Annotated in this window: 14 protein-coding genes and 1 other RNA gene; 6 read left to right on the forward strand and 9 right to left on the reverse strand. The window is 37.9% G+C overall.

Translation table 11 applies throughout. The features are described 5' to 3' along the window. Window positions 1-26: 26 nt before the first annotated feature. On the reverse strand, window positions 27-671 hold the full coding sequence (gene acrR / locus DK861_RS03670) for a multidrug efflux transporter transcriptional repressor AcrR (protein ID WP_006535057.1): 645 nt from the start codon (window positions 669-671) through the stop codon (window positions 27-29). 124 nt (window positions 672-795) lie between these two features. Here acrR and DK861_RS03675 point away from each other — a divergent pair, with 124 nt between their 5' ends. From DK861_RS03675 to DK861_RS03690, 4 genes are all read left to right on the forward strand, one after another. Beyond that, window positions 796-1,989, forward strand: a complete 1,194-nt coding sequence (locus DK861_RS03675) for an efflux RND transporter periplasmic adaptor subunit (protein WP_109399282.1) — start codon at window positions 796-798, stop codon at window positions 1,987-1,989. Between the two features lie 14 nt (window positions 1,990-2,003). Further along, on the forward strand, window positions 2,004-5,153 hold the full coding sequence (locus tag DK861_RS03680) for an efflux RND transporter permease subunit (RefSeq protein WP_109399283.1): 3,150 nt from the start codon (window positions 2,004-2,006) through the stop codon (window positions 5,151-5,153). A gap of 636 nt (window positions 5,154-5,789) precedes the next feature. Next, window positions 5,790-6,152, forward strand: coding sequence for an Hha toxicity modulator TomB (tomB, locus tag DK861_RS03685; protein WP_109399284.1), 363 nt, complete (start codon window positions 5,790-5,792; stop codon window positions 6,150-6,152). 45 nt (window positions 6,153-6,197) lie between these two features. Further along, the gene (locus tag DK861_RS03690) at window positions 6,198-6,401 is read left to right on the forward strand and encodes an HHA domain-containing protein (RefSeq protein WP_006535062.1); all 204 of its coding nucleotides are present in this window, start codon (window positions 6,198-6,200) and stop codon (window positions 6,399-6,401) included. A gap of 406 nt (window positions 6,402-6,807) precedes the next feature. On the opposite strand, the gene ffs is transcribed toward DK861_RS03690, so the two are convergent. Further along, window positions 6,808-6,904, reverse strand: an RNA gene (gene ffs / locus DK861_RS03695) — signal recognition particle sRNA small type. Between the two features lie 309 nt (window positions 6,905-7,213). On the opposite strand from ffs, the gene tesB reads away from it, so the two are divergent. Next, a complete protein-coding gene (gene tesB / locus DK861_RS03700) occupies window positions 7,214-8,089 on the forward strand; it encodes an acyl-CoA thioesterase II (protein WP_109399285.1) in 876 nt (291 codons plus the stop codon). 42 nt (window positions 8,090-8,131) lie between these two features. Here the strand turns inward: tesB and amtB are convergent, their stop codons facing one another. The 5 genes from amtB to DK861_RS03725 all read right to left on the reverse strand — a co-directional run bounded on the left by amtB (window position 8,132) and on the right by DK861_RS03725 (window position 14,057). Beyond that, a complete protein-coding gene (amtB, locus tag DK861_RS03705; protein ID WP_109399286.1) occupies window positions 8,132-9,424 on the reverse strand; it encodes an ammonium transporter AmtB in 1,293 nt (430 codons plus the stop codon). Window positions 9,425-9,436: 12 nt separating this feature from the next. Continuing rightward, window positions 9,437-9,775 (reverse strand): P-II family nitrogen regulator, encoded by a 339-nt coding sequence (gene glnK / locus DK861_RS03710; protein ID WP_072063659.1) that lies wholly within the window; start codon window positions 9,773-9,775, stop codon window positions 9,437-9,439. A gap of 243 nt (window positions 9,776-10,018) precedes the next feature. Then, window positions 10,019-11,806, reverse strand: coding sequence for a SmdB family multidrug efflux ABC transporter permease/ATP-binding protein (locus DK861_RS03715; protein WP_109399287.1), 1,788 nt, complete (start codon window positions 11,804-11,806; stop codon window positions 10,019-10,021). Then, window positions 11,793-13,538 carry a SmdA family multidrug ABC transporter permease/ATP-binding protein gene (locus DK861_RS03720; RefSeq protein ID WP_109399288.1) on the reverse strand — a complete coding sequence of 582 codons (1,746 nt, stop codon included), beginning with the start codon at window positions 13,536-13,538 and terminating at the stop codon, window positions 11,793-11,795. Before DK861_RS03720 ends, DK861_RS03715 begins: the two co-directional genes overlap by 14 nt. A gap of 57 nt (window positions 13,539-13,595) precedes the next feature. Continuing rightward, entirely contained in the window at window positions 13,596-14,057 is a 462-nt protein-coding gene (locus tag DK861_RS03725; RefSeq protein ID WP_072063662.1) for an Lrp/AsnC family transcriptional regulator, read from the reverse strand. A gap of 158 nt (window positions 14,058-14,215) precedes the next feature. Between DK861_RS03725 and queC the strand changes: the two genes are divergently transcribed. Beyond that, window positions 14,216-14,914, forward strand: coding sequence for a 7-cyano-7-deazaguanine synthase QueC (gene queC / locus DK861_RS03730; RefSeq protein WP_072063663.1), 699 nt, complete (start codon window positions 14,216-14,218; stop codon window positions 14,912-14,914). Between the two features lie 147 nt (window positions 14,915-15,061). On the opposite strand, the gene DK861_RS03735 is transcribed toward queC, so the two are convergent. After that, complete coding sequence (locus tag DK861_RS03735) at window positions 15,062-15,466, reverse strand: thioesterase family protein (RefSeq protein ID WP_072063664.1); 405 nt, start codon at window positions 15,464-15,466, stop codon at window positions 15,062-15,064. A gap of 246 nt (window positions 15,467-15,712) precedes the next feature. Further along, complete coding sequence (locus DK861_RS03740; RefSeq protein WP_239452128.1) at window positions 15,713-16,084, reverse strand: ComEA family DNA-binding protein; 372 nt, start codon at window positions 16,082-16,084, stop codon at window positions 15,713-15,715. Window positions 16,085-16,309: the final 225 nt, after the last annotated feature.

Genomic DNA, 16,309 nt, shown 5'->3' on the forward strand with positions numbered 1-16,309 from the left:
ACCTCTTCCTCAAGTCTAATAATAAATTAAGATGACGCTGATATTCTCATATTGGCGCTGTGCTTTATCATATCAATAAAGCTATCAACCAAATATTGACTTTCATCTTTGATAGAGAAACTTTCTGGTGAAAATAACCAATTTTCGGCAAGACCCGTCATCATAGCTCTTAACATAATGGCAGCTCTTCTTAAATTAAGATTGGCAGGAAGCTGTTTTTTCTCAACACAACGAAATAAAGATTGTTCTATTCTAGAATAATCCGCTGCACACAATTCTCTGCGAATTTCAACAATTGGCGTCATTTCACCGACAAATTCGCATTTATGGAAATATATTTCTAAAAGTGAATTATGTTTAGGATCTTCGACAATGGATGTCAATATGTAAATAAGCAATTCTCTTAATACAAATAGTGGATCATCTGGATATTTTGTTTGATACTCTAATTCTAAAGATTCTATTTTTAAGTCGGTGAGTTTGCACGCTTCAGTAAATAAATCCACTTTATTTTTAAAGTGCCAATATATTGCACCTCGGGTAACTCCTGCCGCGGATGCAATATCTGAAAGTGATGTGGCAGAAACGCCTTGCACAGTAAACAACCTAAGTGCAGCATCAATAATCTGCTGTTTTGTTTCTTGTGCCTGCCGTTTAGTTTTTCGTGCCATTAATCCTCGATTTTGACTGAAGTTAATTTACATACATTCATGTATGTTTGTACTATACATCGCAATCAATCATCAACTTAATTATTTTTATCCCGGGAAACAACGTTTGAATAGAGGTTTTCTTATGCGAAAAAACAGAGGGGTTTTGCCTCTGGCTCTGTTAGTGCTATCAGGCAGCTTGGTTCTTGCTGGATGTGACGACAAAGCTAAACAGTCTGCTGGAGGTCCACCTCCTGCACCGGCTGTCGGTGTTGTGACTTTAGGAGCAGAAGCTCTGACAATCACTACTGATTTACCAGGTCGTACATCAGCTTTCCGTATTGCTGAAGTTCGCCCTCAAGTTGGCGGCATTATTTTAAAGCGCAATTATACTGAAGGTAGCTATGTAGAAGCGGGTACATCTTTGTATCAAATCGATCCAGCTATTTTTGAAGCAACTTTAAATAGTGCGAAAGCTGAATTAGCGAAAGCGAAAGCAAATGCTGAAATAGCGCGTCTCACTGTGGAACGTTATAAGCCTCTGCTAGGTACAAACTACGTCAGTAAACAAGATTTTGATACAGCAACATCTCAATATGCACAAGCTGTAGCTGCTGTTAAAGCAGGCGAAGCCGCTGTAACAACTGCAAAGATTAATCTTGAATACACAAAAGTAACAGCACCTATTTCAGGTCGTTCAGGTAAATCTACTGTGACTGAAGGCGCACTGGTCGCTCCAGGTCAGCAAGTGGCTCTGACAACTGTTCAGCAAATCGATCCGATTTACGTCAATGTGACGCAGTCGAGTGAAGATTACCTGAAACTTAAAAATGAAATTGAAAGTGGCGTTATTCGTCAAGAGCAAGGCAAACCTGTTGTTCATTTAACATTAACTAATGGGCAAGCTTACGCACAGAAAGGTCATTTAGAATTTTCTGATGTGACTGTTGATGAAACAACAGGCTCAATTACGATGCGTGCTATCGTACCTAACCCAAATGGGGAATTATTACCAGGTATGTTTGTTCGCACTAAATTAGAAAATGGTATTCGTCAAAATGCAATTTTGATCCCACAGCAAGCTGTGATCCGTACTGCTCGTGGTGAAGCGACAGCAATGGTTGTTAATAAAGACAATGTTGTTGAAGTTCGTACCATCGATGTGTCACAAGCTGTTGGTAATAAATGGCTCGTTAATAGTGGTGTTCAGGCTGGTGAACGCGTTATCGTTTCTGGATTGCAAAAAGCAAAACCCAAAATGACAGTAACGCCTCAAGAAGAGAATTTAGATGCGAAGCCATCACCTGAACAAACTGAGCCAGCTAAGAATCCTCAATAAGGAGTCGGTGATCCATGCCTAAGTTTTTTATAGATAGACCGATATTTGCGTGGGTAATTGCGATAATTACCATGCTCGCAGGTCTTCTGGCACTCATCAAACTGCCTGTAGCCCAGTATCCAACGATTGCACCGCCAGCGATTTCTATCTCTGCGGTTTATCCTGGTGCTGACGCCACCACTGTGCAAAATACAGTTACCCAAGTTATCGAACAGAATATGAATGGTATCGATAACATGGTGTATATGTCTGCGACCAGTGACTCAGCGGGTATGATGAATATCACTCTGACCTTTGAAGCAGGTACTGATCCTGATATCGCGCAAGTACAGGTGCAAAATAAATTGCAACTTGCTATGCCGCTATTACCTCAGGAAGTGCAACAGCAAGGGATTAGTGTTGATAAATCCTCAAGTTCATTCTTGATGGTTGCAGGTTTCATCTCCGCTGACGGTTCAATGTCACAAGATGATATCGCAGACTATGTGGGTGCAACGATTAAAGACCCATTAAGCCGTGTAACCGGTGTGGGTGAAACCCAGTTATTTGGTACTCAATACGCGATGCGTATTTGGTTAGATCCCGATAAACTGGTGAAATACAACATGACCACACTTGATGTTATTGGTGCGATTAGAGCACAGAATAACCAAGTGGCAGCAGGTCAATTAGGGGGCACACCTCCTGTTCCTGGTCAGCGTTTAAACGTATCTATTATTGCTCAAACTCGACTCAATACCGCAGAGCAATTTGGCGATATCCTGATGAAGGTTAATACCGACGGTTCTCAGGTTAAGCTAAAAGATCTCGGTATAGTTGAAATGGGAGCAGAAAACTACAGTACTATTGCCCGCTTTAATGGCTTACCTGCTTCTGGTATCGGTATTAAATTAGCAACAGGTGCTAACGCATTAGATACTGCAACCGCGGTACGTGCAGCATTAGCTGAAATGGAGCCATTCTTCCCTGCGGGATTAGAGGTCGTTTATCCTTATGATACAACGCCATTCGTTAAGATCTCTATTTTCGAAGTGGTAAAAACGCTTATTGAAGCAATCATGCTGGTATTCGTAGTGATGTATCTGTTCTTACAGAACTTCCGTGCTACGTTAATTCCAACAATTGCAGTACCAGTTGTATTATTAGGTACCTTTGCCATACTCTCGGCATTCGGTTATTCGATAAATACCTTGACGATGTTTGCGATGGTCCTTGCCATCGGGCTTCTGGTGGATGACGCCATCGTTGTGGTAGAAAACGTCGAACGTGTTATGCAAGAAGAAGGTTTATCGCCTAAAGAAGCAACACGTAAATCTATGGGACAAATCCAAAGTGCGCTGGTCGGTATCGCCCTTGTGCTTTCTGCGGTATTTATTCCAATGGCATTCTTTGGTGGTTCAACAGGTGCGATTTATCGCCAGTTCTCTATCACCATCGTATCAGCAATGATCCTGTCTGTTTTCGTTGCATTGATTTTAACACCTGCACTTTGTGCAACAATGTTAAAACCAATACCAAAAGGCAGTCATGGCGTGCAAACAGGCTTCTTTGGTTGGTTTAACCGTACCTTTGAAAAAAGCAGCCATCACTATACTGACAGTGTATCCCGTACACTTCGTGGTACTGGTCGTTACTTATTAATTTACGTTTTATTAGTCGCAGGTATGGCGTTAATGTTTATTCGCTTACCCGCATCGTTCTTACCAGAAGAAGACCAAGGGGTATTGCTGACAATGGTTCAGTTACCTGCTGGCTCAACACAAGAACAGACTCAAGACGTACTAGAAAGAGTAAACGACTACTTCAATACCGATGAGAAAGAGCTCGTTAAATCTGTCTTTACCGTAAGTGGCTTCGGCTTCGGTGGCCAAGGACAAAATATGGGTCTGGTCTTCGTTGTATTGAATGATTGGGATGAACGTAAAGCGGATGAAGACAAAGTTCCGGCGATTGTAGGACGTGCCAACATGGCACTATCCCAAATTAAGGAAGCCTTTGTTTATTCATTTAATATTCCAGCGATTGTTGAGTTAGGCTCTGCGGGTGGTTTCGAATTCGAGTTAATAGATAAAGCTAACCTTGGTCACGAAAAACTCATGGAAGCGAGAAATCAATTACTCGGAATGGCAGCGCAACAACCTCAAATGTTAATGGGCGTGCGTCCTAACGGTCAGGAAGATACTTCACAGTATCGCCTCTATATCGATCTAGAGAAAGCACAAGCTCAAGGTGTTGCAATTAGTGATATCTATTCAACATTAGGTACGATGTTTGGTGGTAGCTATGTAAACGACTTTATCGACCGTGGTCGTGTTAAGAAAGTTTACGTTCAAGCTGAATCACAATTCCGTATGTTGCCACAAGATATTGGTAATCTTTATGTTCGTAACAATGTCGGTCAGATGGTTCCATTCTCATCGTTCATTGATACAAGTAAAGATCCTTGGTTATATGGCTCTCCTCGTTTAGAGCGTTATAACGGTTTACCAGCAGTTCAAATTCAAGGTAGTGCAACACCAGGTCAAAGTAGTGGTGATGCAATGCTTATGATGGAAGATCTCGCAAGTAAACTACCAAGCGGTATCGGTTATGAGTGGACAGGAATGTCATATCAAGAACGTTTATCTGGTAACCAAGCGCCTGCGCTGTATACCATTTCCTTGATAGTTGTATTCCTTTGTCTTGCTGCTCTTTATGAAAGCTGGTCAGTACCATTCTCTGTCATGTTAGTCGTTCCACTAGGTGTTATTGGTGCTCTTGCATTAACATCACTAAGAGGCCTGGAAAACGACGTTTACTTTAAGGTTGGGCTCTTAACAACTATTGGGTTATCGGCGAAAAACGCAATCTTGATTGTTGAATTCGCCAAAGACTTGATGGAGAAAGAAGGTAAAGGACTCATAGAAGCAACGTTAGACTCTGTTAGAATGCGTCTACGTCCAATTCTAATGACTTCACTGGCCTTTATGTTAGGGGTTATTCCTCTGGTATTAAGTAACGGCGCAGGTTCTGGTGCTCAGAACTCAGTAGGTACAGGTGTATTCGGTGGTATGATTGCCGCGACTTCCCTTGCTATCTACTTCGTTCCTATCTTCTTCGTCGTGATCCGTAGACGGTTTGCGAAGAAAAATGAAGATTTAGAACATCCAAATCATTCACACTAATTTAAGTGATAATGCCAAAAAGGTCGCGAAAGCGGCCTTTTTATTTAGCTATTGATGTATTGTTTAAAATGAAAAATTGTTTCATTATATTATTTCTAGGTAATATCTCTTTAATCAATAAATTCATTTTATTTTTTTTCTTATATGTGACTTTTTGTCAAAATGAGGTAGTTCTGTTATTTATAAATAACAACGATATTTATACCTCATTTACACGCTTAAGCATTTGAAAATATAATAAAAACCAATATAATCATTATGTTAAGAGAATATTCTTCAATTGGGATTTCTTAATTTTTACGAAAATAGACAAAATTATGTTGTTCAGATAGTGACTTATGTAATAATAGTGCTATATTAAGCAAAGAAATACTTATTGTATAAGTTTTAAACTCATTCGTGTATAATTCCGTATACAATTTAGTATTGTCTTTCGATATGCTATTACTTTGTTAGAAATAATAAATATAATTATTAAACCCTTTTAGCATACGAGTAAATATAAACACCTATTTTCAAGTTTATGTTTTTTATTAATCCATTAATGAATTATGTGATGTATCTCATTAATAAGCTCAACTTTAAGTATTTATCTTTATTAATGAATATTTTCTATTAATTCAATTGCGATATGTTATGGACGAATATTCACCAGAAAAAGTAGATTTAGCCGAATTGTCGTTTTTGTGCGAAGAGCTATTACAGCAAGCTTTAGACTCATTAGATAAAGGCAGCACGGTTTGGCACAACGATCTGAGTAGCACAAAAAGCGTTGACCTTAATATCCTAATTGAACACATCATGGACTTTAGTTGGAAATTTAAGATTAAGTACCCAGATAAACATGTAATTAATACACTTATAGAAGAGTATCTTGAAGAGACTTATCGTTTATTTGGTAATACATCAATTTCTTACTCAGATATCAATAATTGGAAAGAGTTAAATCAGTCACTTCTAACTCTTATTGCCAAAAACCCAAAAAGTTATATTAAGTAATTTTAATTATCTTTAGTTTTATTTTAATTATAGAGAAAAGACAACATGACTAAGACAGACTATCTAATGCGTTTAAGAAAATGTACTTCAATCGAAACATTAGAACGTGTAATTGAAAAAAACAAATATGAACTCTCTGATGATGAACTGGAACTGTTTTATTCAGCAGCAGACCACCGTTTAGCAGAACTCACAATGAACAAGCTATATGATAAAATCCCTGCATCTGTTTGGAAATTTGTAAGATAATCTAGTTCTATTTAATTACCTTAGTTTTATTTTTGCTATTTTTATTTTTTATAGTAGTAGGGTTATTAGTTCTTAATTTAGATATCGTTTTATTCACGTTTTCTTATCAGTAGAATAATTACACACCATCATGCCGTTAACTTATTACGGCATGACTGCATTTCTTTACCCAAATATTCCTCTCATTTATAAACACTACCGTAAATTTTCTCATAATAAATTAATGCATTGAGCGTACTGTTTTCTATTCAATAATATTAACTCTCAAATTCAAAGAAAACAGAACTCAAAAAACACATATAGAGAGTAAAATTATAAGGAAAAATAAATCTAAGAAGATAATAGTGATAAGAGATTCGAAATGATGAGAGATTAAAAATCATGAAGGGCTAAAAATTGGGTGGGGCCTTGCCAGCGACATCCCGGCACACGCGACACCTGCCATGGCTGCTTCCTTCCGGACCTGACCGAGTTAACAAGTTAGCGTTGCGGGAGAACCAACAAGACCCCATAGATTGTCTTATTGCTAAGACGTCACGCATTATGTTTTAAACTGATCCAAATAGCAAGGAAAGCGAGACTAAGTGATTACTAATTACCCAAATTCGTGCTCACTGATTATTCAATTGACTCTAAGGCTCTTTTACCTGCCATAAATTTATCAAAGCGCACTCAAACAATAATCTCATCAACTCTGTTCATTTATCATTAGATTGCTACAAGATAAAAAGGGAGATTATTTTTTTATATTCCTAGGATTGTATATAATCAATTTTATAAAAAATCACCAGTTCTAATGATACAGGTACACTATGAGTCAAGCATTGAAAGATCTCATCAATTTGATGGCACTTGAAAAAATAGAAGAAGGCCTATTTAGAGGCCAAAGCGAGGATTTAGGATTACCGCAAGTTTTCGGTGGGCAAGTTGTAGGACAAGCACTATATGCTGCAAAACAGACAATAGCTGATAACCGCTATATCAACTCATTTCATAGCTACTTTCTACGTCCTGGTGATAGCCATAAGCCTATTGTTTATGATGTGGAATTTATTCGTGATGGTGGATCATTTAGTACTCGTAGGGTCAGTGCTATTCAGCACGGTAAACCTATCTTTTATATGACCGTTTCTTTTCAAGAATTTGAAGAAGGCTTTGAACATCAAGATACAATGCCTGATGTTCCTTTTCCAAATGAGCTTATCTCACAAGATGAGATTTTAAAGAACTTAGCACCCAAATTACCCGAGCCGATTAAATCTTTAGCACTTCGAGAAACACCGTTTGAAGCGCGCCCTGTGCAATACTTTAGCCCGTTTGGCTACGCTAAAGCGCCTGCTGAACGCTATGTTTGGTATCGTAGTCGAGGTGAAATACCAACCGATCCTTTCTTGCATCAATATTTACTTGGTTATGTTTCTGATTTTGACTTTTTACCAACTGCTCTCCAACCTTATGGATTAGGTTTTATGGATACAAGTCTGCAGGTCGCTACGATTGACCATTCTATGTGGTTTCATCGCCCATTCCGTGTGGATGATTGGTTACTTTATGTGATTGAAAGTCCTTCCGCATCAGGGGGCAGAGGATTTGTTAGAGGTAAATTCTTTAATAAAAAAGGTCAACTCGTTGCATCTTCTGTTCAAGAAGGGGTTATTCGTCAAAAACGAGCTAAACATTCAAAATAATACCTTGGCATATTCCCCCCTCAATTGAGGGGGAATAGACAATTATTGTTGATAAGCTCTTTCACCATGAGTTGTTAAATCTAACCCATCATGCTCTTCCTCTTCTGAAACTCGCAAGCCCACCAGCTTATCTGCGATTTTAAAACCTATATAAGCGACAACACCAGACCAAATCACTGTGATCACAACACTCATTAATTGAATTAAAACTTGTTTACTGAGTGTCATACCATCGCTATATCCCACCCCCCCTAAAAATGAAGCCGTAAATACCCCTGTTAATAAACAACCAGCAATACCACAAGTACCATGAATACCAAAAACATCACAAACATCATCTGCCTTTAACCAGCGTTTTAAAACAACGACGCCCCAAAGCCCAATGATCCCACCCATTACACCGATAAATAAAGCACCCATCACTCCGACCGTGCCAGCTGCAGGTGTAATCGCAACTAATCCTGCAATACAACCAGAACAACTACCTAACATAGAAGGTTTGCCTCTGGTGATCCATTCTGATGCAGTCCAAGAAAGCACGGCTCCTGCCGTTGCAATTACTGTATTTAAAAATGCTAAAGCTGCGATTGCATTTGCACTGCCAGCAGAGCCTGCATTAAAACCAAACCAACCGATATAGAGCACCGCTGTACCAGTAAAGACCATTGGTAAATTATGAGGTTTAAGCGCTGTATGCTGACTATCACGTCGTTTGCCAAGTAAGTAAGCACCAACAAGTGCCGCAATAGCCGCATTAATATGGACAACGGTTCCCCCAGCAAAATCTAATGCCCCATCATCGATTAACCAACCACCTTCTCCCCATACCATATGTGCAATAGGAATATAAGAAAGTGTGAACCAAATAATCGTAAAAATGAGCAGTGCAGAAAAGCGAACACGCTCTCCTAGTGCCCCAACAATTAATGCAACAGTGATAACAGCAAAAGATCCTTGAAAAGCAATATGTACATACTGATTAATTGAACCAGAGAGTGAATCTAGTGATACGTTATTCAAAAAAGTAAGTGACCACCCACCCCAAATTTTATTACCGGCGGTAAATGCCAAACTATAGCCAAATGTAACCCAAAGAATAACAACGATACTGAAGATCATCATCACTTGAGTGATCAAAGAAAGTACATTTTTTCCTCTCAATAACCCGCCATAAAACAGAGCAATACCGGGCATCGTCATAAAAAAGACTAAAGCAGTACATATCAACATAAAACTATTATCAGCTTTATCACCCCCCCCTGTTTCAGTTGCAAATGCAGATGAAGAAAAGTATGTAAGCACTAACATTAATAGTAAAGAAAGTAAGCGTCTCATCGAATATCTCCTTTAAAGTGCTTCATCACCAGACTCACCAGTACGAATACGGACTGCCTGCAATAATTCAAAAACAAAAATTTTTCCATCTCCTACCTTTCCTGTATCAGTCGCTTGCATAATCACTTGCATAACTGACTCAAGTTGCTCATCACAAATCGCGAGTTCTATTTTTACTTTGGGGAGAAAATTAACTTCATACTCAGCCCCTCTATACAACTCCGCATGTCCTTTTTGTCGCCCATATCCCTTTACTTCACTGATTGTCATCCCCTTTATACCTAACTCAGAGAGCAACTCTCGCACTTCTTCTAATTTAAATGGTTTAATAATGGCAATGATATATTTCATATAAACCTCGTCGATATTTGAAAGAACATCCCCTAAATAGAAAAGCAAAAGACATGCCATTATTTAATTGATTGATATTTAAGAAAAAATAAACTTTTTGAATAATAAAAATGAAAAAGCTCACCGAATTGGTGCAAAAATACGATAGCTATTTTGATAAAAGCAAGATAATTGGGAAATCAAAAAGGGCACATACATTAAGATGATGTGCCCTCTAAAATTATATTTTTTTATTTAAGGTTATTATTCTACTTCAAGAGGAGATTGTTCTTGTAAAGATTCTCTGACCTGCTGTAGTTGATACATATTATAGTATCGGCCTTTTTGCGAGAGTAACTTAGCATGATCGCCCTGCTCGACAATTGCACCACGATGAAGTACCACAATTTCATTGGCTTCAATAATAGTGGAAAGTCGATGAGCAATAACAATCAATGTTGTTTTTTCCCTAACTACTTTTAACGCTTTCTGTATGGCTTGTTCTGTTCCTGAATCAATATTTGCTGTTGCCTCGTCCAGAATAAGAATACGAGGAGGTATTAATAATACACGCGCCAAAGCAAGTAGCTGTTTTTGACCAGCAGATAAGCGACTACCTTGTTCACCAAGTTTTGTTTGCAGCCCATCTGGTAACGTTTTAACCCATTGATCGAGTTGAACTGTTTCTAATACCTGCCATAAATGTGACTCATCACAATCACGCCCTAACGTAATGTTGTCATGCAGTGAACCCGATAATAAAACGGGATCTTGCTGTACCATTGCAATACCACTACGCAATGCAGCATGAGAATACGCTTCTAATGGTTGCTTATCTAAAGAAATACTCCCTTTTTGCCAAGGATAATTACCCATTAATAAACTGGCTAAAGTACTTTTACCACTTCCTGTGTGCCCAACAAATGCGACAAAATGACGAGCAGGAATAGTTAAATTGATATCTTTTAATACCCATTGTTCATTACGATATGCAAACCAAAGAGAGCTAATCTCGATATTACCTTGAGTAATAGAATGAGTTGATGAACCGTAATGCTGTAAAGGTGCATCCATCAGTTCAAAAACACGCTCACCAGAGACAACCGCCTGTTGTAGAATCGATTGCTGTGATGTCAATGTGATCAAGGGTTCATTTAATCGACCTAAATAACTAATGAATGCATAAATCACCCCAACTCCAATAACCGCACTACCTTGATAGCCAAATAGCATCAATAAGCCACACAGAACTAACGCAGAGAGCATGCTTAATAAAGGGCGTAATAACAGACCATCAAGTTTTAACGCTTTCATACGCGCTTGGTAATGCTGCCAGCTGTCATCTGACATTCTTTCACCAAATCGAGCTTGTTGCCTAAATTGTTGAATAACTGACATTCCATTGATAACTTCGTGGAAACCATCATTTATATTGGCAAGAAAATGACGTACATTGCGTACAATCGGCGTGCTCAGTCGCTGATAAAGCATCATCACACCAATAACTGCTGGGAAGATAGTCATCGCTACCAATGCCATTTGCCACTCTAATAAGAACATGGCAATTAACATAACAACCACTAACGCAATCGCTCGAAATAATGTCGGTAAGACATTAACAAACAAATCTTTAATTGTTTCGGTATCATTCGTTACACGAGAGATTAACTGCCCCACGGGCTGATTATCAAAAGCACTTAATGGCTGTTTTAGTGCCGCACTCATTACATCAGTACGTAATTGTTGTACCACCCCAACAGCAGCATGATTAAACACAATGGCTTGATAATAGTGAAGTGTGGCAGCAATTACTTGCAAAAGAATAAAAGCCAATGCTAGGCCTAATGATGACATTAATTCCACATTATTCGTGGCAACTTTTGCATCAATAAAATAACCTACAATTAATGGGCCCCCCACTTCTGCAACAGCGGCTACCCACAACATAATGACACCCCATGTCATAGGTTTACGATAAGCTTTACCATAAGTCAAAAGACGCTTTAATGCAGGCAGTAGCGCTTTAACGGATTTATTTTTATTCATCGTCATCCAGCGCGGCCTCTAATTGCTGATAATGGTACATATCTTGATACCAACCTGGTATTGAAATTAACTGCTGATGTGTACCCTGCTCTATAATCTCACCTTGTTTTAAAACTAAAATATTCGTAGCACCAACCAATGCAGATAAACGATGAGCACTGATAATCAACGTTCTATCTTTTCGCCATTTCGACAAATTTTGTAAAATTTGATATTCAGTTTGTCCATCAACGGCAGATAATGCGTCATCTAATAACAAAATTTCCGCATCTAAGAGTAGCGCTCGCGCAATAGAAATACGCTGTTTTTGTCCACCGGATAACATCACACCTTTTTCGCCTACCTGTGTTTGATACCCTTCAGGTAAACGCAGAATATCGTCATGAATATTGGCCAGTTTAGCGACTGCTTCAATTTCGTCTTTAGTTGCATTAGGGCGCCCTAATGCAATATTTCCTGCGATAGTATCTGAAAATAGGAAGGGGGTTTGATTAACAACAGCCAATCGTGCTCGCCATTCATCAAGCTTCAATTGATAAATGGGTATAGATTGAAAACAAATTTCACCTTCAGTTACATCGTAAAGTCGTTGAATAACGGTGAGTAGTGTACTTTTTCCACTTCCAGTCATTCCGCAAATTCCCAACATATCACCGGGAGATAAGGTGAAATGAATATTCTTAAGCACATCCGTTTTTTGTTCAGGATACTGAAAGCGGTCGATATCAACAGACAATATCCCTCGACCTTGTTTTGGTGATAAATCACCATCAATCATATCGAGTTTTTCATTCAATAAGCTATTGATTCGGCTATAGGCTGCACTGCCACGCTCAACAATATTGAACATCCATGCTAAAGCCAGCATTGGCCAAATCATTTGACCTAAATACATAACAAAACTGGTTAATTCACCTAATGTCATTTTGTCATTGAGTACCAAATAACTCCCACCAGCAACCGCGAGTAAATTAGCAAACCCAATAGCCATAAAAATAGTAGGATCAAAGAGCGCATCAATTCTTGCAACACGCATATTTTGGCGTCCAGTTTCTTTTGCCACATCATCAAAACGGGATGCATGCTGTTGCTCTAGTCCGAATGATTTGATCATACGAATACTACTCAAACTTTCCTGTGCTTGATTATTAAGTGAAGAGAAAAGTGCTTGTGCGGTTTTAAAGCGACTATGTAGCTTATCACCATAACGCTTAATCAAAATCGCCATGAGTGGCATCGGTAATAATGAAATCAGTGTCAGTTCCCAACTTAACTGGATACTCATCATGACGAGTACCGCAAGCCCCATAACCATAGAATCCACTAAGGTTAGTACACCTTCACCAGCTGCGAAAACCACTTTATCAACATCATTAGTGGTCCGTGCAATTAAATCGCCTGTACGATAGCGATGATAAAATGAGGAAGATTGTTGATTAAGTTGTTGATAAATTTGCATCCGCAGTTTTATTGCTAATTGATAAGATGCACCAAATAACCAAAGACGCCAAAAATAACGTAAAAGATAAACTGCGAGGGCAATTAATACCATCACACCAATCCAATTCATCACTTGGCTAAACGTCAGACTATGGTTATCAACACCATCTACAATGATCCCAACAATCTTTGGCGGGATCACCTGTAATACTGCGATAACCATCAATAAGAAAATAGCACCGACATAACGACGCCATTCACTGAGAAAATACCAACTGAGCTGTGAAAATAGAGCCACGCCTTAAATCCTAAGGTTATACAAAAAAATAAAAGTGCCAGTTGGTAAAGATGAACCTTATTCAGGTATCGGCATTGCCGTTGTGTATTTAATTTTTTCCATTGCGAAGTTAGAAGTCACATCAATAAGACCCGGTACGCCATTTACCATACGCTTATAAAATAGGTCGTAACTTTTCATGTCGACTACTTCAACATGCATTAGATAATCACACTCACCCGCCATTCGATAGAATGTCAGTACTTCTGGCATTTGCTTAACAAATGAAACAAACTGTTCGTACCATTCGCTATTATGCTGCTGTGTTCTAATCATAACAATAACTGTTAGACCTAGCCCGATTTTTTCACTATCAAGCAGAGCAACGCGCTTACGAATATACCCTTCATCCTCTAGTCTTTTCAATCGTTTCCAGCAAGGCGTTGAAGTTAGGTTAACAGCCTCAGACAAAGTATTCAGTGAGAGGCTTGAATCTTCCTGTAACAGCGCTAATAGTTTACGGTCAATCTTATCTAACATAGATACTCCTTCAAAATATGCCCCTACAAAAAATAATGATAATCTGCCCCTTACTATAAGAGTAATCATCTAATGATAAATCGGTAATAAATTGCCATAATATCTGTACTTTTATGCGTACTAATCCTTATAAAATTTCAATATTCAGGAGTATTCTGATGAAAAAAACGGTCGTTGTCTTTAGTGGTGGGCAAGATTCGACAACCTGCCTTATTCAAGCATTGGAAAAGTACGATGAAGTACATTGCATTACGTTTAATTATGGGCAACGCCATAAAGAAGAAATTGAGGTAGCACAAAAAGTAAGTCAATTACTGGGGGCAACTGCGCATAAAGTTTTAGATGTAAGTTTACTCAATGAACTCGCTATTAGTAGCTTAACTCGCGACAATATTCCTGTTCCTGATTTCAAAGAAAGTGAAGAAAGTGATATTCCTAGTACCTTTGTACCGGGTAGAAATATTCTATTCCTTACTTTAGCAGCAATTTATGCTTATCAAATTGGCGCTGAGAGTGTTATCACTGGCGTTTGTGAGACAGATTTCTCGGGTTACCCTGATTGTCGCGATGAATTTGTAAAAGCACTGAATCATGCTGTCAACTTAGGTATTGCACGTGATATTAAATTTATCACACCATTAATGTGGCTAGATAAAGCCGAAACGTGGGCGCTTGCTGATTACTATAAAAAGTTAGATTTCGTTCGTCATAAAACGTTAACTTGTTATAACGGTATTCAAGGTGATGGCTGTGGTGAATGTGCGGCTTGTCATTTAAGGCAACGCGGATTAAACACTTACTTAGCTGATAAAACACTCATTATGCAAACAATGAAACAGAAAGTAGGTCTTAAATAATTATCATAATTACCTTACTTATTATCACTGCTATCTGCCATTCTATTCACTTATGCAGTGATAATTCATCAAACATTATCACTGCATTAAATCATCTTAGATTAGCCTAGGCATATTTAGTGATAAATTTTTAATACTCTCTATGTATTAGGATGATTGACGTACATATTCAAGCTTCTCTCTTAACTGTTCTGTTAATGTCAGCGCTTTTTTTGTATTGATATCAACAAGAACAAAAGTAATTAATGCATCAGAAATAAGTGCACCATCTTTTTTTCTGACAATCTTTTGAGAAAGCACACCACTTTTAACCCCCACTTCAGCAATATCACAATCAATGAGTAACTCATCACCTAAACTTGCAGGTAAGCGGTAATTAATATTGATATTAGCAACCACTAATGCCAAGCCATTGCGCTTAAACCAATCAAAATCTAAATGTTGCTCAATCCAATCCCATCGAGCTTGCTCTAAAAATTCAAGGTAACGTGCATTATTCACATGTTCAAAAACATCTAAATGAAAACCATAAACTTTAATTAATGTACTCATATCAATTTATTACCTCTTGATTATTCTAATAAAGTTCTTATAGATTTTTTTGCAATACCATAAATATAGCCAAAAAAATAAATTTAGTAATTTCTGATATAGGTTTATTTCATTTTCTTTTAACCAAGAAAACACTAAGAAAACGTGTTTCTCTTATCAAAAAAATCAAAGAGAAACACGGAGTTTTTAATCAATATTCACGTTTCTGCTATTACTTATACTCAATATCGTATAAAAATGAATACATTAATTAATAACAATAAAATCACGATTTTGATCAACTAACTTCATACCAATTCCAAAGACTTTTTCAAGTTCATCAATAGTGGTAAAGCGCCCTAGCTGTTCGCGATAATCAATAATGGCTTGCGCTTTTGCTTTTCCGATCCCTTTTAATCCCATTAATTCATCTACTGTTGCCGTATTTAAATTAACTTTACCTTCTGTACTGGCTTTATTTTCCTTAGCATCACGCTCAACAGATGAGTGAGTTTCAATAGAAATCATTGGGGTTGAGGCAGGTGTTTCTTCTGCATAAGAGAGAGGAGAAAGCCCTAATCCTAAAGCTAGGCAGATAGAAGTCATAAAACCTGACAACATTTTTTTATCCATCTTCATAATCATAATTTCCTTTTATTCAATAATTTTAAATTTAATCGCAAACAAAGGGTTCTGAATGCAGGAAAATAATGACAACATATTGATAACCAAGCAATTGTATAAAAATAAAACTACGAGAGAGTAGGAAAAATAAAAATGAAAAAAAGAAGCATTACAAAAAGTTGTCTAGCTTGCTCTCAAATATGATTTTTTTTGAGAGACGGAGTTATTGGTTTAAGTTAC

The organism is Proteus sp. TJ1640 (genome assembly GCF_003144445.1).
Taxonomy (GTDB): Bacteria; Pseudomonadota; Gammaproteobacteria; order Enterobacterales; family Enterobacteriaceae; genus Proteus; species Proteus penneri.